The sequence below is a fragment of the Microbacterium sp. MMO-35 genome (assembly GCF_037147555.1).
Classification (GTDB): domain Bacteria; phylum Actinomycetota; class Actinomycetes; order Actinomycetales; family Microbacteriaceae; genus Microbacterium.
The window spans coordinates 26399-46421 of sequence record NZ_JBBCVH010000009.1 but is presented as its reverse complement, the minus strand read 5'-3'; the positions used below and the strand labels follow the sequence as shown (position 1 = coordinate 46421).

Annotated in this window: 14 protein-coding genes and 1 tRNA gene; 12 read left to right on the top strand and 3 right to left on the bottom strand. The window is 72.8% G+C overall.

Annotated features, from left to right (window positions below; translation table 11 throughout):
* Nucleotides 1-66: 66 nt before the first annotated feature.
* The 9 genes from WFJ01_RS16030 to WFJ01_RS15990 all read left to right on the top strand — a co-directional run bounded on the left by WFJ01_RS16030 (nt 67) and on the right by WFJ01_RS15990 (nt 13492).
* Nucleotides 67-1335, top strand: coding sequence for an MFS transporter (locus WFJ01_RS16030; protein WP_336629677.1), 1269 nt, complete (start codon nt 67-69; stop codon nt 1333-1335).
* A gap of 123 nt (nt 1336-1458) precedes the next feature.
* Nucleotides 1459-3810 carry a hypothetical protein gene (locus WFJ01_RS16025; protein ID WP_336629622.1) on the top strand — a complete coding sequence of 784 codons (2352 nt, stop codon included), beginning with the start codon at nt 1459-1461 and terminating at the stop codon, nt 3808-3810.
* Nucleotides 3807-6464 (top strand): FtsX-like permease family protein, encoded by a 2658-nt coding sequence (locus tag WFJ01_RS16020; protein ID WP_336629621.1) that lies wholly within the window; start codon nt 3807-3809, stop codon nt 6462-6464. The genes WFJ01_RS16025 and WFJ01_RS16020 overlap by 4 nt, the downstream gene beginning before the upstream one ends.
* A 56-nt stretch (nt 6465-6520) precedes the next feature.
* Nucleotides 6521-7465, top strand: coding sequence for an ABC transporter ATP-binding protein (locus WFJ01_RS16015; protein ID WP_336629620.1), 945 nt, complete (start codon nt 6521-6523; stop codon nt 7463-7465).
* Entirely contained in the window at nt 7462-8166 is a 705-nt protein-coding gene (locus WFJ01_RS16010) for an ABC transporter ATP-binding protein (RefSeq protein WP_295034913.1), read from the top strand. Before WFJ01_RS16015 ends, WFJ01_RS16010 begins: the two co-directional genes overlap by 4 nt.
* Nucleotides 8167-8247: 81 nt before the next feature.
* The gene (locus tag WFJ01_RS16005; protein ID WP_295034915.1) at nt 8248-8835 is read left to right on the top strand and encodes a winged helix-turn-helix domain-containing protein; all 588 of its coding nucleotides are present in this window, start codon (nt 8248-8250) and stop codon (nt 8833-8835) included.
* Nucleotides 8832-10151 carry an MFS transporter gene (locus tag WFJ01_RS16000; protein WP_295034917.1) on the top strand — a complete coding sequence of 440 codons (1320 nt, stop codon included), beginning with the start codon at nt 8832-8834 and terminating at the stop codon, nt 10149-10151. The genes WFJ01_RS16005 and WFJ01_RS16000 overlap by 4 nt, the downstream gene beginning before the upstream one ends.
* A gap of 42 nt (nt 10152-10193) precedes the next feature.
* The gene (locus WFJ01_RS15995) at nt 10194-11048 is read left to right on the top strand and encodes an SDR family NAD(P)-dependent oxidoreductase (protein ID WP_292880548.1); all 855 of its coding nucleotides are present in this window, start codon (nt 10194-10196) and stop codon (nt 11046-11048) included.
* Nucleotides 11049-11053: 5 nt separating this feature from the next.
* On the top strand, nt 11054-13492 hold the full coding sequence (locus tag WFJ01_RS15990; RefSeq protein WP_336629619.1) for an HAD-IC family P-type ATPase: 2439 nt from the start codon (nt 11054-11056) through the stop codon (nt 13490-13492).
* 45 nt (nt 13493-13537) lie between these two features.
* On the opposite strand, the gene WFJ01_RS15985 is transcribed toward WFJ01_RS15990, so the two are convergent.
* On the bottom strand, nt 13538-14692 hold the full coding sequence (locus WFJ01_RS15985) for an acyltransferase family protein (RefSeq protein WP_336629618.1): 1155 nt from the start codon (nt 14690-14692) through the stop codon (nt 13538-13540).
* A gap of 78 nt (nt 14693-14770) precedes the next feature.
* Entirely contained in the window at nt 14771-15268 is a 498-nt protein-coding gene (locus WFJ01_RS15980; protein WP_336629617.1) for a YbaK/EbsC family protein, read from the bottom strand.
* Between the two features lie 55 nt (nt 15269-15323).
* On the opposite strand from WFJ01_RS15980, the gene pepN reads away from it, so the two are divergent.
* Nucleotides 15324-17819, top strand: a complete 2496-nt coding sequence (pepN, locus tag WFJ01_RS15975) for an aminopeptidase N (protein WP_336629616.1) — start codon at nt 15324-15326, stop codon at nt 17817-17819.
* Nucleotides 17820-17882: 63 nt separating this feature from the next.
* Nucleotides 17883-19058, top strand: a complete 1176-nt coding sequence (locus tag WFJ01_RS15970) for a cation:proton antiporter (protein ID WP_336629615.1) — start codon at nt 17883-17885, stop codon at nt 19056-19058.
* 53 nt (nt 19059-19111) lie between these two features.
* Here WFJ01_RS15970 and WFJ01_RS15965 read toward each other — a convergent pair whose 3' ends face one another.
* Nucleotides 19112-19750 (bottom strand): MBL fold metallo-hydrolase, encoded by a 639-nt coding sequence (locus WFJ01_RS15965; RefSeq protein ID WP_336629614.1) that lies wholly within the window; start codon nt 19748-19750, stop codon nt 19112-19114.
* A 128-nt stretch (nt 19751-19878) separates the two neighbouring features.
* Between WFJ01_RS15965 and WFJ01_RS15960 the strand changes: the two genes are divergently transcribed.
* Nucleotides 19879-19951: transfer RNA gene (locus WFJ01_RS15960), tRNA-Glu, on the top strand.
* Nucleotides 19952-20023: the final 72 nt, after the last annotated feature.

The following is a 20023-nucleotide window of genomic DNA, read 5'->3' as shown; positions in this document are numbered from 1 at the left end:
CCGGGCGGGATCGGACCGCGGACGAGCGATGTCGGCGGCCTCGGGCAGACTTGTGCGGTGACCGGTATGCGAACGTTCTGGACCGCCCTGCCCACCGAGGGCCGCTGGCTGCTGTCGACCGTCGCGATCCAGACCCTCGGCCGCGGGCTGACCCTGCCCTTCACGATCATCTACCTGCACGAGGTGCGCGGTTTCGACCTGGGCGTCTCGGGTGCGCTGATGAGCATCATCGCCGTGACCGGGCTGATCGTGACGGGCCCCGGAGGCACGCTCATCGACCGCTACGGCGCTCGACGGGTGCTTCTGGCCGGGCTCATGGCGATGATCGCGGGGTGCGCGCTGCTCGCCTTCGCGACGACACCGGCGGTCGCGGCGATCGCGCTCGTGCTGATCGGCGTGAACTTCGGCGTCTCCTGGCCCGGGTTCAACTCCGTGATCGCGGCGATCGTCGATGGAGACCTCCGCCAGCAATACTTCGGCGTGAACTTCGCGCTCGTCAACCTCGGCATCGGCGTGGGCGGCATCGTCGGCGGCTTCTTCATCGACGTCCACCGCCCGGAGACCTTCACCGCGATCTTCCTCATCGACGCCGCGAGCTCCCTCATCCCCATGGCCCTGCTGCTCGGACCGCTGCGGCATGTGCGCACGCATGCGGATCCGGCCCAGCCGCACGAGGAGCCGGCGGAGGGGTACCGGCAGATCCTGCGACGACCGGCGGTGCTGTGGCTGACGCTGCTCACCTTCCTGGCGGTGTTCATCGGCTACGGGCAGATGGAGGGCGGCTTCCCGGCCTTCGCGCGACAGGTGTCGGGCGTCTCCACGCAGGTGATCGGGTTCTCCTTCGCCGTCAACACCGCCGTCATCGTGCTGCTGCAGTTCGCCGTGCTGAAGCTCATCCGCGGACGCCGGCGCACCAGGGTCATGCAGATCATGACCCTGGTCTGGGGGCTCTCGTGGGTGCTGCTGGGGCTCACGGGGCTGCTGCCGAAGTCGCTCGCGGCGGCCATCGGGGTGCTGCTGTTCATGGGGGTGTTCGCGTTCGGCGAGACGATGCTGCAGCCCACGGTCCCCGCGATCTACAACGACCTCGCGTCCGGTCGCAGCCGGGGGCGCTACAACGCGATCAACGCGGCCGCGTTCCAGGGCGGCGCCATCGCCGGGCCGATCGCGGCGGGTCTGCTCCTCGGCGAGGGCCGGCAGACCTGGTTCATCGTGACGATGGTGGTCGGCTCGGTGCTCATCTGCCTGCTGGCCCTCGCTCTCGAGCGCCGGGTGCCGGCATCGGCCAACGGGGTCGCGGTCGAGGAGGACGTCGCCGAGGCGGAGACGCGCTGAGCGCCCGCCCGAGGCCGTCATTGCGGCTCCGGCGCGCCCCCTCCAGGATGGGAGGAGCGCGTTTGTTCGGATCGGTGCCGATCCGGCGGTGAGCGCGATACGGCGGTGACACGGGCGAGGACGATGACGTTTGCGGTGAGACGGGCGCGGCAGCAGACCGCGCGGCTCCTGCTCGTCCTGCTCTCCGCGCTCCTGGTCGTGCTCGGCGTCGGCGGGATGGAGGTGCTGTCGGCACGGCTCGTGGACGACGGGCTGCGGACGGTGGCCGGTCGCGCCGAGCCCGGAACGCAGGTCGCGACCGTGACCGCGCTCCAGTCGGAGGACGCCGGCGCGCAGGACCGCGCCGTGCGCTCGGCGATCGCCGAGGCGTTCGGCGCGGCTCCGGTCGCCGTGGCCCGGCTGGCGGTGAGCGGCATCTCGCTCGGCAATCCGGATGCGGTGCAGGCCATGAGCGGCTCCGACGCGATGGAGCGGGGTTCGCTCGTCGACGGTGCCTGGCCGTCGCGCGCGGGCGAGGCGGCGGTGCTCGCGGCCGCCGCCGAGCGGCGCGGCTGGCGTGTCGGGGATCGGATCGCACTCGGCGCCGACCCGGCGGGCGCGGCCGCTGAGGTCTCCGTCGTGGGGATCTGGACCGCGAACGACCCCGCCGACCCCGTGTGGGCGGGCGATCCCGCGGTGGCTTCGGGGGACTCCGGAGGGGCGGCCGGGCCCGTGCTCGTCACCGACGACACCCTGGGGCGGCTTTGCACCACGCCGTCGGTGACCTGGACCATCCGGCCCACGGTGCTCACCGCCGGCCGCCTCGACGCATATCGCGCAGGGCTCGTCCGGCTGCAAGGAATCGCCGCATCCGTGGACCCGGACAACCGCTCCAGCACCACGGTCTCCGGTGGTCTCGCTGCGCTGCTCGATCGCGCGACCCGGGCCATCACCGTCACCCGCGGCACGATGACCGTGCCGACCGCGATCATCGTGCTGCTCGGTGCGATCGCGCTGATCGTGATCCTCGCCGCGCTCGCGTCCGGCCGACGGGACGAACTGCGGTTGCTGCGGGCGCGCGGCGCGGCGGTGCGGGACCTCGCCGGGGGTGCGGCCGTCGAGGCCGGGGGCGCGTCCGGCGTCGGTGTCGTCGCCGCGCTGCTCGTGCTGCTGCCGTGGGGTCCGTTCTCGTCGACGACTCTTGTGGTGGCCGTGTCGACCGTGCTCACCGCCGTCGTGGCCGCGGCGGTCGCCGCGGCGCGCGATTCGGCGACCGCGGCGGCGACCCGTGCGGACGCCGGCCGTGGAACGGCGGTCGCCCTGCTGCTGCCTGCGTTCCTCGCGGCGCTGGTGGCGGGTTTCGCCCTCTGGCAGCTCTTCGCTCAGGGCGGCGTGCTCGACGCCGGCGGCAGGGCGGACCCGGTGGCCTCGGCGTCCGGCGCCGCGGCGCTGCTCGCGCTCGCACTGCTCGTGCCGGTGCTCGCGGTGCTGATCGCAGCACTCGCGGAGCGGGTGGCGCGACGAGGGCGCGGGATCGTTCCCGTGCTTCCGTTGCGCCAGATCGCCCGCCGGGCCGGGGCGACGGCCGTGGCGATCCTCTGCGCCGCGCTGGCCGCGGGCTCCGTCACGCTCGCCGTCGGCGCCGGCCCGCTCGCCGCGCAGGCCGATCGCGCCGCAGTGCGCGCGGGACTCGGGCTGGATGTGCGGGCGACCGCCGGGGTGCAGAGTGCACCGCCGCTCAGCGCGGACGAGGCCGCGCGGCTGCCGTCGGTCGCGCGCGCCACCGAGGTGCTCGGCAGGGACGCCGAGGTCGGCGCGGACACGGTCGTGTTCGTGGCGGCGGACTCGACCGCCCTGACGTTGCCCGCCGGTGTTCCGGCCGCCCTCCACCGCGACACCGGAGCACTTCCGATCGCGGTCACGCAGGCGCTCGCGGACCGACTGGGAGCGCGGGCGGGAACGCGCTTCACGGCGACGCTGCGCCCGGAGGGCGTTCCCGTCGACATGGACGTCGTCGCCGTCGTCGCCGCTCTCCCCGGTATCGGATCCGGCTTCGGCATCCTCGCCGAGCGTGCCTCTGCGCTCCGGGCGGCGGACGGGATCACCGCGAACGGGCTGTGGATCGCCGCCTCGGATCCGGCTGCGGTCGCCGAAGCCATCCGGGCGCGAGCGACGGACCCTGTCACGATCCTGACGGCGCGGTCGGTGAGCGTCGCCCCCGTCACCGACGCATCCGTGCTCGTGCTCGTCGTCGGCGCACTCGGCGCCGCGCTGCTCGGGGCGCTCGGCTTCGCCGCCGCGGTCGCCGTCGATCGCCGCAAGCGCACGGAGGAGCGCGTCGCGTTGCGGGCGCTCGGACTGACTGCGGCGAGACAGCGCACCGCGCGTGCCGGCGAGGTGCTCGGCATCGCCCTCGCCGGGGTGCTCGGCGGCGTCGCCGCGGGGCTGCTCGTGACCGCGGCGGTGCTGCCGGTGATGTGGGGGATCGGCGCATGACCCGTCACCCCCGCTCTGCGACAGTGATCCTGCGCACGGTCCTCACCGCGCCGCTGCTGTCGGCGTTCCTGGTGCTCGCGGTCGCCGCGCTGAGCCTCGTCGCCGCACTCGTGCCTCCGCTCATCGATCGGGCGCGCACGGCGACCGTGCAGCACCAGATCGAGGAGACCCCCGCGGTCGGGCGCACGCTCACCGCGACGCAGTCCGGCATCCCCGGCGTGAGCGCGGGAGACGGACCGAGGTCGGATGTCTGGCCTGGCCTGCTGGCGGCGGCCGAGGAGACCCGCGAGCGGCAGCCGTCCCCGCTGCGGGACGTGCTGGCAGAGCCGCGGGTGGTCGGCCTGTGGGGCGGATCCGCGCTCTCGGCCGACCGCACGGTGCCCCTGCATTTCGTGCAGCTCGCGATGGATCCGGGGATCGAGGATCGCAGCACCCTCGTGAGCGGCAGGTATCCCCGGGTCACGGATCCGGCCCAGGGGATCGAGGTCGTGCTCACCGCCGACTCCGCGCGCCGCCTGGACTGGAGGGTCGGCGAGGTCCGCCATCGGCAGGACCTGGGGGTCACGCTGGTCGGGCTCGTCGAGCCCCGGCCGAAGACCGATCTCGATTGGGACATCCTCGTGGGCGCCCGTACGCCGGCGATCCGGTACAGCCCGGCGGGCGACATCATCCTGCAGACCTTCGCGTTCCTCGCGCCCGAGGAGGCAGGAGTGCTGGGCCGCCGGATCATCGAGACGACGACCTTCTCCTGGATCCCGGTGCGGACGGGGTCGATCGACGCCGGCGATGCCGCGACGGTGAGCAGCCAGCTGCGGCTGTTCCTGGCGAATCCGATGCATCTCGTGGCCGGCGGCGACTTCTTCGACCGCGGGCTGTCGTTCCGCACGCCGGTCCCGGATGCGATCGACGCAGGACGGGCGCGGGGCGACGCGCTCGTGGCCGCGGTCGCGGTCGCGTCCGTCGGGCCGCTGGCGGTGGCGGCCGTGATGCTGACGCTGGCGGGGGGCCAGGTCGCGCTGCGCCGTTCCCGCGCCGCGGCGCTCGCCCGCGCGCGCGGAGCGTCGCGGCTCATGCTGATCCTGGTGCTCGGCGGCGAGGCGCTGGTGCTCGGCGCACTCGGCGCCGTGCTCGGCGGCACGATCGGGGCGGTCCTCGCGGGCCGGACTCCCGATCCGCCCGCGGTGCTCGTCATGACCGCGCTCGCGCTGATCCCGGCGGGAACCGTGCCGCTCGCCGTTGTGCGGAGGCTGTCCCGCGCCGAGACCCGGGACGGCGATACGGCGCGACGCCCGTGGCGGCGGGTGCTGCCGGAGGTCGCGGTGATCGCACTCGCGATCGTCGTCGCCGCGATCCTGCTCGGGCGCGGCCCCTCGCTCCGCGTGGATCCGGTGCTGCTCGCAGTCCCCGTGCTGGTGTGCGGCGCGGGCACCGTGCTCGTGCGGCGACTGCTCCCGCTGCTGCTGGACAGGCTGCACCGGTCGGCGGCACGGCGCACGGGCCTGATCGCGCTGCTCGGCCCGGCACGCGCGCTCCGCGACGCGGCGCTGCGGACGGCGCCGGCCCTCGCCGCCGTGATCGGGGTCGCGGTGGCGGTGTTCTCGGTGTCCTTCTCGGCGACCGTGTCGGACGGCATCGCGCGCACCGCCCGTGACATGACCGGAGCCGACGTCGCCGTGTCGATGCCGGTCATCGAGGACGAGCAGGTCGACGCCGTGCGGACGCTGCCCGGGGTCGCCGCGATCGCTACGCTGGACGCCGACGAGATCGGACAGGGCTCCTCCGCCACGGCTCAGGACCGGGTGCGGGTCTACGCGGTCGATCGCGACGCGTTCGTCCGCGTGCAGCAGGGAACCGACGGGGCTCTCCCGCTGCCCGCGTCGTTGAAGACGACGGCCGGCGACGCGGTTCCCGTCGTGGCGTCCGAGGCGCTGCTCGCGCAGTTCGGTGACGCGCTCTCGGTGAACGGACACGAGGTGCGGGTGATCGGGCGCACCGCGCAGCCCACGCCGTTCGGCGCTGCAGAGAAGTGGGTGATCGTCGATCGTGCGAACCTCGACCGGATCGGGGTCTCCGCACCGCTCGTCTCGAGGCTCTTCGTCGCGGTGGGCTCGGGGCGAGATCCTTCGTCCGTCGCCCGGGCGGTCGGCGCGCGGCTCGGCACCACGGCGACCGTGACGACCACGCAGGACATCGTCGCCCAGGCCGCGGCAGACCCGGCGACGTCGGCGCTGCGCATCGCGCTGGTGGCGGCGTCCGTCCTCGTGGCGGTGCTGCTGACGCTCGCCATCATGCAGACGCTGCTGCTGGGCTCCGCCGCCCGTGCGCGACTGCTCGCGCTGCTGCGCGCGGTGGGCTATCCGCGCCGCCGAGAACTGCCGCTCGTGGCGTGGGAGGTCGGCCCCGCGCTCCTGGTCGCCGTGCCGATCGGCGTGGGGTGCGGGCTGGCGATGTCCTGGCTGGTGCTGGGTTCCCTGGATCTGCGCGGTTTCACGGGCGGATCGATCGCGCCCGCGCTGAGCATGCCTCTCGGGTGGCTCACGGCGGCCGTGATCGGCTTCGTGTTGGTCACGGGGACCGCCGTGCTGCTCGCGGCGGTCGCCGCGACGAGGGTGCACAGCGCCGACGCGATCCGGGTCGCCGACGATGAGAACTGAACCGGGGTGCGGGCTGGAGGGGAAGAGGAGACGATGACAGGAGAGGGAGGGACGGGATGAGCGCCGACATCGACATCGCCTGCGAGGGACTCGTGCGCATCTTCACCGCGAAGGGGATCGAGGTGCAGGCGCTGCAGGGGCTGGATCTGCGGGTGCAGGCGGGCGAGATGGTTGCGCTGGTCGGTGCCTCGGGCTCGGGGAAATCGACGCTGCTGGGCATCCTGGCCGGCCTGGACGCGCCGACGGCGGGAAGTGCCCGCGTCGCCGGCCACGACCTCGTCACGATGCGTGCAGCCGAGCGGCTGCGCTATCGACGCCGCAGCGTCGGCTTCGTCTGGCAGCAGTCCGGGCGCAATCTGCTGCCGTATCTCACCGCGCGGGAGAACATCGCCCTGGCGCACGGCGTCGCGCGGGTGATCCCTGCGGGGTCGCGAGCCGCCCGTGCGCGGGAGCTGCTCGAGCTTCTCGACGTCGCGGACGTCGCGGAGCAGCGCCCCGGGCAGCTGAGCGGAGGGCAGAAGCAGCGCGTCGCGATCGCGGTCGCGCTCGCGAACGAGCCCCGCGTGCTGCTGGCCGACGAGCCCACCGGCGAGCTGGACGAGCGGACCACGGCCGATGTGCTGGACGCGATGAAGGCCGTCAACGCCGAGCACGGTGTCACGACGCTCATCGTCACGCACGACCCGATGGTGTCCGAGCACGTGGATCGCACGGTCCGGATCCGCGACGGCCGCACGTCGACCGAGACCCTGCGCAGCACACGGACGGATGACGAGGGCCGGGAGGTACGGGTCGCGCAGGAGTTCGCGGTGCTGGATCGGGCGGGGCGCATGCAGTTGCCGGGGGAGTTCGTGACCGCGCTCGAGCTGCGCGACCGGGTGCGTCTCACCCTCGAGACGGATCATGTGCGGGTCGCGTCCGGTGCGTCGACCCCCGAGGCATCCGATCCGTTGGAGGAGCCGGAGGACGCGGAGGACGCGGAGGGGACGGAGCGAACATGACCGAAGTGCTGCGCGCCGATGCGCTGACCCGGGTGTTCGCGGCGCCCGGAGGCGACGTCACGGCGGTCCGCGACGTCGATCTCGCCCTGTCCGCCGGCGAGCTCGTGGTGGTGACCGGGAGGTCGGGGTCCGGAAAGACCACGCTGCTCACGATGCTGGGCGGGCTCGATCGCCCGACCTCGGGGCGCGTCCTGCTGGACGGCCGGGATCTCGCCGACGGCGATACGGGCCATGTGCTCGGAGAGCGGATCGCGTCGATCTTCCAGACCTCGGGTCTGCTTCCCGTGCTCTCGGCGGCGGAGAACGTCGAGGTGCCGCTGCGCATCCGTCGCACGCCGGTCGCGGAGCGCGAGCAGCGCGTGGCGCGGGCTCTGACGGCCGTGGGGCTGGCAGAGCACGCTCGCCAGCGTCCGTCCGAGCTCTCCGGCGGTCAGCAGCAGCGGGTCGGCATCGCCCGTGCGCTGGTGATGGATCCGGCCGTGCTGATCGCCGACGAGCCGACGGCGCAGCTCGACAGCGAGACGGGTGCCCAGATCATGGATCTCATCGCCGGTCTCGTGCACGAGCGCGGCACGGCGGCGATCGTCGCCACGCACGACCCCGCGATGCTCACGCGCGCAGACCGGGTCCTGGATCTCCACGACGGCGTGCTGCGGGAGCTGGGTGCTCGTGCGCTCGCCGCCAGAACGGGGCGGCACTGAGGCTCATCGGCGCGTCCGGCATGGCCGGGAATCCTGTGCAGAATACTTGTGCATAGATTCTGTGCATGCAATCATGAGGCCATGGAGAACCCGGAACACCCCGTCGGAATGCGGCTCGACGAGCGCGCCGTGCGCGTCCTCGCGCATCCGCTGCGCTCGAGGATCCTCGGCTGGCTGCGCATGCACGGCCCGGCGACGGCGACCGAGCTCGCCGCCGCACTGAGCACCAACACCGGAGCGACGAGCTATCACCTCCGCGCCCTCGAAGACGTCGGCCTCGTGACGGACACCGGCGCGGGAGCGGGGAAGAGGCGGGTCTGGCGGGCCAGCACCGACTTCCACTCCTGGAGCAACTCCGATTTCGCCGACGACGAGGATGCGCAGACCGCGCTCGGCTGGCTGCGACGAGACTACGTGCGGCAGTACGCGCTGCGCACCGAGCAGTGGCTCGACGCCGAGGCGGCCTGGCCCGCCGAGTGGGTCGACCAGCTCGGGTTCGGCGACACGCTGCTCACGGTGACCGCAGACCAGCTCGCCGCGTTCCAGGCGGAACTCGATGCGCTGACCGAGAAGTACCGCCGCATCGGCGAAGGGGATCCCTCGGCGCGACGGGTGCAGCTCGTCGTGCAGAGCACCCCCGTCGACCTCGAGCCGCCGGCGCAGCCATGAACGCGGAGGGCTCTCCGTCGGAGGCGGGAGCGGCGCGGTCGATCGCGGCGGCCGAGCGCCGTCTGCTGCTGCTCACCGCGCTGCGTTGGCTGCCCGTCGGCGTCACGCTCGGGCTCACGGTCCTGCTGCCCCTGGAGCGGGGGATGTCGATCGCCGCGATCGGCTCGATCCTGGCGATCCAGGGGTTCGTCGCACTCGCCTTGGAGCTCCCGACCGGCGCGCTCTCCGACACCCTCGGACGTCGGCCCGTGCTGGCCGCATCGGGAGTGCTCGCGATCGCGGCCAGCATCCTGTTCCTGCTCGCCGACTCGTACGCGCTGTTCGCGGTGTCGCTGCTGCTGCAGGGCGTGTTCCGCGTGCTCGACTCGGGTTCGCTCGAGGCCTGGTTCGTCGATGTCGTGCACGAGCACGACCCGGCGGCGGAGGTCGCGCATCCTCTCGCGCGCGCCGGCACCGCCCTCGGGGTGGCGATCGCGGCGGGCGCACTGCTCGGCGGTCTCCTCGTGGCCTGGCATCCGATGGGGGCGGTGTCCGCGTTGATCCTGCCCATGCTCGTGGCCATCGGGCTGTACATCCTCTACACGGTGCTCGTCGTGATCCTGGTGCACGACGTCACGGAGCGCACCGACGCGCCGGTCCGGCCGCTCGCCGTCATGGCGGACGCCGCACGGCAGACGCCGCGGACGGTCGTCGAAGGGGTGCGTCGGGCGGTGCGGTCCCGCGTCCTCGCCGGGCTCGTCCTGGTCGAGGTGTTCTGGTCGGTGGCGATGATCGGTTTCGAGACGCTGACGCCGCTGCAGCTGGAGGGGTTCCTCGGCGGGGAGGACGCCGCGGCAGCGGTCTTCGGGCCCGCCTCCGCCGCCGCCTGGGGCCTGTTCGCCGTCGGCTCGCTCCTGGCGAGCCGGGTGAGCGGCGTGATCGGTGTGGCGTGGACGGCGATCCTCAGCCGGATCCTGAACGGCGCCTTCGTCGTGCTCATGGGACTCGCCTCCGGTGTGGTCGGGCTGCTCATCGGGTACGGCCTCACCTATCTCGCGCACGGCTCCGCCGGGCCCATGCACGCGGCGCTGCTGCACCGCGAGGCGGACCGGTCGACGCGCGCGACCATCCTGTCGCTCAACTCGATGGTCTCCGGCGGTGCCTACAGCATCGGGCTGCTGGTGCTCACCGCGGTCGCGGGTGCCACGTCGGCGGGGTGGGCGACCGTCGTCGCGGGGGCGTTCAGCGTCCTCGGCGCCCTGTGCTACCTGCCCGCGCTCCGCCAGGAGCGGGCCCCCGGTCGGCGGGGCCGGTCGGGCGTCGTGGATCCGGCCTGATTCCTCCAGCGCGGGCAGATGGCGCGCTGTTAAGGTGAGCGCATGAGCGAAATCAGCCGGGACGGGGAAGTGGCGCTGGTGACGGGGACGTCGTCCGGCATGGGGATGTACGCCGCCGTGGAGCTCGCGAAAGCCGGCGCTCGGGTGATCGCGACGATGCGCGACACCGGCCGATCCGATCGGCTCCGGACCGCGGCCGACGCTGCGGGGGTGGCCCTGGAGGTCCGCGCACTCGACGTCACCGATCACGCCGCCGCGGCACGGCTCGTCGAGGAGCTCACGGCCGAGTTCGGCGGTGTCGACGTGCTCGTCAACAATGCGGGGCAGGGCGGGGTCGGCACCGCCGAGCAGCTGTCCATGGACCAGATCCGCGCGCAGGCGGAGGTCAACTACTTCGCGCCGGTGCACCTCGCCAAGCTCGTGCTCCCCGGCATGCGCGAGCGCGGGCGCGGCACGATCCTCACCGTGACCAGCGTCGGCGGCGCCGTCGGCCAGCCCTTCGCCGACGCGTACTGCGGGGCGAAGTTCGCCGTCGAGGGGTTCATGCAGTCGCTGGCCGCCGTCGCCGAGCGGTTCGGCGTGCACGTGCGGGTCATCGAGCCGGCCGCGGTCGCGAGCGATTTCGTGCAGAACGCGGTCCGGCCCACGGACGCCGGCGCATACGGGGAGCTGCTGCAGGCGTACGCCTCCCGCACCGCGGGGGCGTTCGCGAACGCGCAGTCGGCCGCCGACGCCGGGGCGGCGATCGCCGCGGCCGCGCTCTCCGAGGAGGTGCGGTTCCGCTGGCAGAGCTCCGAGACGGCGACGGCGTTCGTGGGAGTCTCGCTCGCCGACCACGACGGATCCCGGGTCCGCGCATTCACGGCGCCCTGGATCGCGACCGACCGGCCGGCGTGACGGGGATGACGGACCCGGCCGGATCCGGCACCGGGAGCGTCGCCGTCGGCCGCGCCCCTCTGACCGCAGCGGAGGTCGCCGAGCGTCACGCACGCGGTGAGGCGAACGTCATCGCAGCGCGGACGAGTCGCAGCTTCGGCGAGATCTTCCGCGCGAACGCCTTCACCCGGGTGAACGGCATCTACCTCGTGATGCTCCTGCTGATCCTCGGCACCGGATACTTCATCGACGGCCTCTTCGGGCTGCTGATCATCGTGAACAGCGTCGTCGGCATGGTGCAGGAGGTGCGCGCCAAGCGCACGCTGGATCGGCTGGCGCTGCTGAGCAAGGCGCCGGCCCGCGTCGAGCGGGCCACGGGAGTCGCCGAGGTCGACGTGGAGCAGGTGGTCCTCGACGACGTCGTGCTGGTCGCCGCGGGGGACCAGATCCCCGTGGACGGCGTCGTCCTGGACGCCACCGGTTTCGAGGTCGACGAGTCGCTGCTCACCGGGGAGTCGGAGCCCGTGCTCGCCGGCGTTGGCTACGAGCTCAAGTCCGGCAGCTTCGTGGCCGCCGGATCGGCGGCCTTCCGTGCGACCGCCGTCGGCGAGCACGCCTTCGCCGCGCGTCTCGCCAAGGAGGCCTCCGAGTTCCGGAAGCCGAGCTCGCAGCTGCGCGCCGGGATCGACCAGATCCTCAAGTACGTCACCTGGGCGCTCATCCCCGTCGGCGTGCTCACGATCGTGAACCAGATCTGGGGTCATGCGGAGGACTGGCGCAACGCCGTGCGCGGCCTCGTGGCCGCCGTCGTGCCCATGGTTCCCGAGGGGCTGGTGCTCATGACGAGCGTGGCGATGGCCGTCGGCGTGATCCGGCTGGGGCGGCGCAACTGCCTGGTGCAGGACCTGCCCGCGATCGAACAGCTCGCCCGCGTCGACGTGGTGTGCACGGACAAGACCGGCACCCTCACCGAGGACGGCATGCGGGTGGGGTCGGTGGAGCCACTGGGAGTCGCAGACGACCGGATCGAGGCGGCGCTGGCCGCGATCGGCCGGGCCGAGGGCAAGCCCAACGCGAGCATGGCGGCGATCCTGGAGCATGTCGGCACGGCACCGGCGCTCGCGGTGCAGACCTCGGTCGCGTTCTCCTCGGCCCGAAAATGGGCGGCGGTGCAGTGCACCGGCACCGGTGCGGGACGCGTGGAGACCTGGGTGCTCGGCGCACCCGACGTCCTGCTCCCGCCCGGGCATCCCGTGCGCACGCGCTCCGATGCGCTCGCGTCGGAGGGGCTGCGCGTCCTCGCGCTCGCCCGCAGCGATGCGGCGCTGCCCGATCCCGCCGCGGCGGGCGACGGTCTGCCCGACGGCCTCGTCGCCACCGCTCTCGTGGTGCTGGATCAGCGGCTGCGCGTCGAGGCTCCCGGGGCCATCGCCTACTTCGCCGAGCAGGACGTCGACATCAAGGTGATCTCCGGCGACAACGCGGCCGCCGTCGGCGCGATCGCGGCGGAGGCCGGAGTCCCGAACGGTCGCGATGCCGTCGACGCTCGAACCCTGGATCCCGAGTCCGCGCGGTTCGATGCGGAGGTGCAGACCCGCACCGCGTTCGGCCGGGTCACCCCGACGCAGAAGCGCGCGATGGTGCATGCGCTGCAGGCCGACGGGCGCGTCGTCGCGATGACCGGCGACGGCGTCAACGACGTGCTCGCGCTCAAGGATGCCGACGTGGGCGTGGCGATGGGCTCCGGCTCGCCCGCGGCGCGGGCCGTGTCGCGCATCGTGCTGCTGGACAACTCGTTCGCCACCCTGCCGCACGTCGTCGCCGAGGGGCGCCGCGTGATCGGCAACATCGAACGCGTCGCGACGCTGTTCCTCACCAAGACGCTGTACTCGATCCTGCTGGCGCTGCTCGTCGCCGTCACGGCGGTGCCGTTCCCCTTCCTGCCGCGGCATGTGACCCTCATCGCCTGGTTCACCATCGGCATCCCCGCCTTCTTCCTCGCGCTCGCCCCCAACACGGCCCGCGCACAGGACGGGTTCGTGCGCCGGGTGCTGGACGCGGCCGTCCCGGGCGGCATCGGCGCCGCGCTCGCGTCCTACGGGGCGTACCTCACCGCGCGCGCGGTGCTCGGCACCGGGCACGACCTGCGCGTGCTCACCTCGTCCACGGCGTTCCTCGCGCTGATCATCGTCGCGTTCTTCGTGCTGATCACCGTGGCGCGACCGTTCCGGCCGTGGAAGATCGGACTGGTCGGAGCCATGATCGGGGGGATGCTCGTGGTCATCCTCACCCCGTTCGGATCCCGCCTGTTCGACGTCGATCTGCACGACCTCCGTGCCGTCCTGATCGGGTGCGCGTTCGGCGCGGCCGGCATCGGCGTGCGCTACGCTGCGCGAGCGGTGCTCCGCGCCGTGTACGCCGCGGTCACCCGGCGCCGCCAGCGCCGCGAGGCCGCGGCGGGCTGAGCCGGGCGACGGCGGCGTCTGCGACGTGGAGTCCGGATCCGCCGCTCATCGCGCCCGGGCCAGCGCGATCCGCCGGGCGGTGCCGATCCGGCGGATCTGCACGCGCTCGGCGAGCGCCGCGCCGATGGATCCGGCTCGGCTCGCGAGCTCCTGGGACCGGCGCTCGACGAGGGCGTGGAACAGCGCGGCGACGGCGAGGCTGAGGGGCACGCCCAGCAGGCAGGCCAGCCACCACTGCCCGGCGCCGAGCAGGTAGCAGAGCGTGGCCAGGATCGGCGCGTGCACGAGATAGAGGCTGAACGACACCCGGCCCAGCCACTGCATCGGCCGGACGCTCAGCGCGCGCTGGGCGCGCGGCCAGATCACGGCGAGGATCACGAGCAGCGCCGCTCCGGCGCCGGCGAGCGCCCAGAGCACATCGGCGGCGATCGTGCCCGCGGTGAGCGGGCGTGCGAGCCAGCTGGCGATGAGCATCGCACAGGCGGCGACGGCGATCCAGGGGAGGGCACGGGTCGCCCGCGGGTTGCGCGCGAGCTCCCGTAGCTGGGGGAGGCGCACCGCGATGAGGGTGCCGAGCAGGAACACCGGCAGGTAGGCGAGCGCGGAGTTGCCGGTGGTGCGCCCCACGAACATCAGCACGACGGTCAGTACGGCGACGGGGAGGACGAAGCGCCGGACCCGCAGCGCGACCCAGACGTAGAGCGGCAGCAGCAGCGAGAAGAAGAGCTCCCAGCGCAGCGACCAGAGCACGTTGTCGATCGGGTAGTCGGAGCGCAGCAGCGTCATCTGGGAGAGCACGTCTCCGGCCGAGACGCTGGTGGCCTGTGCATCCTGCATCCAGGAGTCCTCCGGCATCGTCGTGGCGTCTCGGGGAACCAGCTGGACGAGCAGGGTCGCGGCGCCGAGGGCGGCGATCACCGGCAGGTACAGGCGGAACAGGCGCGCCGGGAAGTAGCGCGCCCAGGAGAAGCCGGAGCGCAGGACGGGCAGTGCGACGACGAGGCCGGAGAGCACGAAGAAGACCATGACCGCCTCGGATCCGGCGAGCAGGAGCTTCAGCGGAGACTGCGTGAGCATCGCCCAGCCGGCCGGGTCGAGCCACGGCTGCGCGATCAAGGAGGCGTGATGGAGGAGGACGATCCCCGCCGCGAGGCCGCGGAGGCCGTCGAGAGAACTTATCCTGTTACCGTTCTGTGACATCCCGTTTCACGGTAGGCACGGAGTCTGGACGTCTCCTGGATCGCGCCTGGGGGCTTGCGAAAAGGCGAGTCGTGTGGTTTAGTCGCCCGCGACCGCGATGACCTCGCCACCGGTGAGCGTCACCAGCTCGTCGAAGCTCAGCGGCATCACGGTGTGGGGCGTGCCGCCGGCGGTCCAGACGACGTCGTAGTCGCGCAGCGCCTCGTCGATGACCGTGCGCACGCGGGCCGGATGTCCGACCGGCGCCACGCCGCCGATGGCCTGTCCGGTCACCTCGCGCACCGTGGCGGCGGGCGCCATCGCGACGGCGCGGGCCCCGACCGCGGCGGTCAGCAGGTCGACGTCGACGCGGTGCCGTCCGCTCGTCATCACGAGCAGCGGCTCTCCGTCGGCGAGGAAGAGCAGACTGGATCCGATCGCTCCCACCTCGCAGCCCAGGGCCGCGGCGGCCTGTGCGGCGGTGCGGGCCGAATCCGGCAGCTCGCGCACCTGCGACGCCAGTCCCGCGGCGTGCACGTGCTCCTGCACGATCCGGCTGCGTTCGGGGAGGGGCGCGCTCGTCTGCTGCTCGGTCATGCGACCATGCTCGCACAGCGCCCGACAGGGGTGCGGAACATGGAACGATGGATCCATGACCTCCGCGAACCTCACCCGGACCGAGACCGCCGCGCGCTCTGCGGGGATCACCCTGCTCCGTACCCGGCTCGAGCTCGACGTGACCGGTGCCGCAGACCCGGGGGTCACCGGATTCCCGACGGCGAGCACGCTGGAGTTCGACGCGACGGCGGACGAGACGTGGGTCGACTTCCTCGGCGAGGACGTGAGCGAGGTCCTGCTCAACGACGCGCCCCAGGAGGTCGAGTGGGACGGTGCGCGCATCCGGCTCGCGGGCCTCGCGGCGCACAACGTCGTGGTGATCCGTGCGACGGGCGCCTACAGCCGCTCCGGGGAGGGACTGCACCGCTTCGTCGACCCGGTGGACGGGAACACGTACCTCTACACGCACGACGAGCCCGCCGATGCGCGCCGGTTCATGGCGTGCTTCGAGCAGCCGGATATGAAGGCGCCGCTGACGGTCTCCGTGACCGCGCCCGCGGGGTGGGAGGTGCTGGCCAATCAGTCCGCCGCGTCGGTGCAGGTCGAGGGCGACGTGCAGACCGTCGAGTTCGCGCCGACGCGGCCGCTCTCCAGCTATCTCGTCTGCGTGGCGGCCGGACCCTATGTGCGGGTGACCTCCGAGTGGCGCCGCGATGACCTGGTGGTGCCGCTCTCCGTGCTGAGCCGCGCCTCGATGGCGGAGCACCTCGCCGCCGAGGAGATCCTGGAGATCACGAGGCAGGGGCTGGACTTCTTCGCGGAGGCGTTCGCGTTCCCCTATCCCTGGGGCAAGTACGACCAGATCTTCGTGCCGGAGTACAACATCGGCGCCATGGAGAACCCCGGGCTGGTGACCTTCACGGAGTCCTATCTCTACCGGGGTGCCGCGACGCGCGCGCAGCGCCAGGCTCGCGCGAACACGATCCTGCACGAGATGGCCCACATGTGGTTCGGCGACCTCGTGACGATGCGCTGGTGGGACGACCTGTGGCTCAAGGAGTCGTTCGCCGACTACATGGGAGCCCATGCCTCCGTCGCCGCGACCGAGTTCACCGATGCCTGGGTCGCCTTCGCGAACCGCCGCAAGGCGTGGGCGTACACGCAGGACCAGCTGCCCAGCACCCACCCGATCGTCGCCGACATCGCCGATCTCGAGGCCGCGAAGCTGAACTTCGACGGCATCACCTATGCCAAGGGCGCCGCGGTGCTCAAGCAGCTCGTCGCGTTCGTCGGGGAGGAGGCCTTCTTCGACGGCGCCCGGCGCTACTTCGCCCGGCACGCCTACGGCAACACCACGCTGGAGGACCTGCTCGTCGAACTGGAGCGCGCTTCGGGGCGCGACATGCGCGCGTGGGCGCAGGCGTGGCTGCAGACGACCGGGATGAGCACGCTGAGCATCGAGCGGGGCGACGGCGAGGGCGCCGTCCTGGTCCAGACCGACCCCCGCCCGCACCGGCTCCAGATCGGGCTCTACGGCCTCGAGGACGGCCGGCTCGTGCTGCGGCGGCACGTCCCCGTCGACATCGCCGACGAGCGCACCGCCGTCGTGCTCCCGGACGCCGACCTCGTCCTCCTCAACGACCGCGACCTCACCTACGCCAAGGCCCGCCTCGACGACCGGTCGCTCGACGCCGTCGAGCGCGGGCTGTCCTCGCTCGGAGATCCGCTGGCCCGCGGCCTGGTCTGGTCGGCGCTGTGGAACGCCACCAGGGACGGCGAGCTCGGCGTGGCCCGCTACCTCGCCATCGTCGAGGCCCATGCGCCGGCTGAGACCGACAGCGCGCTGCTCGGCGGCGCGGTGCTGAACGCGGCGACGGCGATCGGCCACTATCTGCCCGATGCCGAGCGCGCCGGCGCCCGCCGGGCCTGGCTCGACGCGACGTGGCAGGCGCTCGGGAAGGCGGAGGCCGGCAGCGACGCCCAGCTCATCTGGGCGCGGGCCTTCGCCGCCGCCGCATCCTTCGACGACTCCCGCCGGCTCGACGTCTCCTCGCTGCTCATCGGAGCCGGTCCGCGCGGTCTCCCGATGGATGCGGACCTGCGCTGGGAACTCCTGACCGCGCTCGTCGCCACCGGGCACGCCGGGGCCGAGGAGATCACCGAGGAGCACTTGCGCGACCACACCGCGAGCGGACGCACCGCCGCGCTCGCCGCCGCCGCCTCCACCCCGAACGCGCTCGTGCGGGCGGCCGACTGGCGAGCGGCCTGGAGTGACCTCACGCTCACGAACGACCATCTCGATGCGACGATCCGCGGGTTCGGCGCCGGAGGGCGCCGCGACCTCGTGGAGACGTTCGACGAGGAGTACTTCACCCGCATCGAGTCCGCATGGGCCGAGCGCTCGATCGAGATCGCGCGCCGCCTCGTGATCGGCCTGTATCCGGACACCGAGACGACCGAACTGGTCGACGCCTGGCTCGAGTCGCATCCGCAGGCTCCGGCCGCGCTGCGGCGGATCGTGCTCGAACAGCGCGATCACCAGCAGCGCGCCATCCGCGTGCGGGAGCTGCAGGGAGCACGCGTGGGCTGACCGCCCCGTGCGGCGCGGCGCGCGCAGGGATCGGGGGCCCGGGGGCGGTCCTAGAGTGAGCGCATGACGTTCGCGACGCTCGCGCTCCTCGTGCTGGTGGGTCTGGCGGGCCCCCTGCTGTCCGCGCGACGCGCCTGGCGGGTGCCGCTGATCGCGGGGGAGCTGCTCGCCGGCCTCGTGGTCGGCGCCAGCGGCTTCGGCTGGGTGGATGCGAGCGAGCCGACGCTGACCCTGCTCGCGCAGATCGGCTTCGGGCTGATCATGCTCGTGATCGGCTCGCACATCCCGGTGCTCGACCGTGCTGTGCGCTCCGCGATCGGACGCGGGGCGCTGGGCGCGCTCCTCGTGGCCCTGGTCGCCGCGGCCCTCGGCATCGGCGTCGCGCTGCTGTTCGGCAATCAGCACGGTGCCGTCTACACCGTGCTGATCGCATCCTCCTCCGCGGCGCTCGTGCTGCCGATGCTGCAGTCGATGGGGATCGCCGCGGCCTCGGCCGCGCAGCTGGTCGCCCAGATCGCGATCGCCGACGTCGCGTGCATCCTCGCCCTGCCGCTCGTGCTGCAGCCCTCGCGGGTGCCCCTGGTGGCGCTCGGCGGAGTGGGGATCGCCGCCGCCGGGGTCGTGCTCGTGGTCGTGCTGCGCCGCATAGGCCCGCGCCGGCTGCATCTGCTGCACGCGGTGTCGGAGTCGCGGCGCTTCGCGCTCGAGCTGCGGTTCAGCCTGCTCGCCCTTTTCGCCCTGGCGGGGATCGCGCAGTTCACGCACGTGTCGGTGATGATGGCGGGGTTCACGCTCGGGCTCGTGCTCGCCGCGGTCGGTCAGCCGCGGAGGCTGGCCCGGCAGCTCTTCGGAATGACCGAGGGCTTCTTCGGCCCGCTGTTCTTCGTCTGGCTCGGCGCGTCGATCGATCTGCGACACCTCGCCGCGCATCCGCAGATGATCCTCCTCGGTCTCGCGCTCGGCGCCGCGGCCGTGCTCGCGCACCTGATCGCCCGCGCGGCAGGGCTGCCGTGGCCGCAGACGGTCGCCTCGGCGGGCCAGCTCGGCGTTCCCGTGGCGGCGGTGGCCCTGGGGGTGGAGACGTCGACGCTGCTGCCCGGGGAAGGCGCCGCCATCCTCCTGGGCGCGCTCGTCGCGGTGGTGTCGTCCACGGCGGCCGTCGCCGCGGTGTCCCGTCGGTCGCGGACCGATCCGGCGGATCCTCCCGGGACGACGCCCGCGGTCAGCCCGACGGGGTGACGCCCACGGCCGTCACCATGGCCGCGGTTCGCGGATGCGGGCGACCCGTCGCGTCAGATCTCGAGGTCGTCGCCGGGGTCCAGCTCGAAGAACTCTCCGCCGTGCTCCTCGGTCGCCCACTTCAGCCGCGAGCGGTGCATGTTCGACCCGATCACCGAGAGCGTCATGTCGTGCGTGCCGAAGGCGCGGCGCGGCGCGACGGCGAGCACGAAGTCGATCGCGTCGCCGATCTTCAGCCACGGCGCCCCGAGCGGGGCGGCGAGGGTCTGCACATCGACGCCCGCGGGGATCGCGTAGGAATCGCCGGGGTAGTAGAGCTCGTCGTCGACGAGCACGCCGACGTTGTCGATGAGCGGGATCGACGAGTGGATCTCGGCGTGCACCCCGCCGAAGAACCGCAGGGTGAAGTCGCCCGCGGTCACGGTGTCGCCGGGAGCGACCTCGGTGATCTCGTATCCGGGTGCGGACCGGACCACGCCGGCTGGGGCGAAGATCGGCGTCCCCGGCGCGTCGCGCAGGATCCGATCCAGGTGATCCGGCGTCCAGTGGTCGGGGTGCTCGTGGGTGATCACCACGCCGACGAGGTGCTGCAGCTCGTCCAGTGGCAGGGTGAAGCTGCCGGGGTCGATGAGGAGGGTCTGCCCATGGTCCTCGACGCGGAGAGCCGCGTGCTCATGCTTGGTGATGCGCATGGTCCGAGCGTAATCCCGCGCGACGCGACACTCCCGGGGATCGTGATCGACCGGCCCCGATTTGGCGGGTGCTGCGCGTCATGTCATACTTGAACGGTTGTCGCGAGACGGAAACGGATCGCAAAGACGGCCCCATCGTATAGCGGCCTAGTACGCCGCCCTCTCACGGCGGTAACGCGGGTTCGAATCCCGCTGGGGTCACAGACAGCACACGAAAGCCCTCGGTTCGCCGAGGGCTTTCGTCGTCTGCGGATCCGTTCGCGTCGGTATCCT

Coding starts and splice junctions, on each gene's coding strand:
- WFJ01_RS16030 (WP_336629677.1), top strand. CDS start 67: ATGCGAACGTTCTGGACCGCCCTGCCCACCGAGGGCCGCTGGCTGCTG.
- WFJ01_RS16025 (WP_336629622.1), top strand. CDS start 1,459: ATGACGTTTGCGGTGAGACGGGCGCGGCAGCAGACCGCGCGGCTCCTG.
- WFJ01_RS16020 (WP_336629621.1), top strand. CDS start 3,807: ATGACCCGTCACCCCCGCTCTGCGACAGTGATCCTGCGCACGGTCCTC.
- WFJ01_RS16015 (WP_336629620.1), top strand. CDS start 6,521: ATGAGCGCCGACATCGACATCGCCTGCGAGGGACTCGTGCGCATCTTC.
- WFJ01_RS16010 (WP_295034913.1), top strand. CDS start 7,462: ATGACCGAAGTGCTGCGCGCCGATGCGCTGACCCGGGTGTTCGCGGCG.
- WFJ01_RS16005 (WP_295034915.1), top strand. CDS start 8,248: ATGGAGAACCCGGAACACCCCGTCGGAATGCGGCTCGACGAGCGCGCC.
- WFJ01_RS16000 (WP_295034917.1), top strand. CDS start 8,832: ATGAACGCGGAGGGCTCTCCGTCGGAGGCGGGAGCGGCGCGGTCGATC.
- WFJ01_RS15995 (WP_292880548.1), top strand. CDS start 10,194: ATGAGCGAAATCAGCCGGGACGGGGAAGTGGCGCTGGTGACGGGGACG.
- WFJ01_RS15990 (WP_336629619.1), top strand. CDS start 11,054: ATGACGGACCCGGCCGGATCCGGCACCGGGAGCGTCGCCGTCGGCCGC.
- WFJ01_RS15985 (WP_336629618.1), bottom strand. CDS start 14,692: ATGTCACAGAACGGTAACAGGATAAGTTCTCTCGACGGCCTCCGCGGC.
- WFJ01_RS15980 (WP_336629617.1), bottom strand. CDS start 15,268: ATGACCGAGCAGCAGACGAGCGCGCCCCTCCCCGAACGCAGCCGGATC.
- pepN (WP_336629616.1), top strand. CDS start 15,324: ATGACCTCCGCGAACCTCACCCGGACCGAGACCGCCGCGCGCTCTGCG.
- WFJ01_RS15970 (WP_336629615.1), top strand. CDS start 17,883: ATGACGTTCGCGACGCTCGCGCTCCTCGTGCTGGTGGGTCTGGCGGGC.
- WFJ01_RS15965 (WP_336629614.1), bottom strand. CDS start 19,750: ATGCGCATCACCAAGCATGAGCACGCGGCTCTCCGCGTCGAGGACCAT.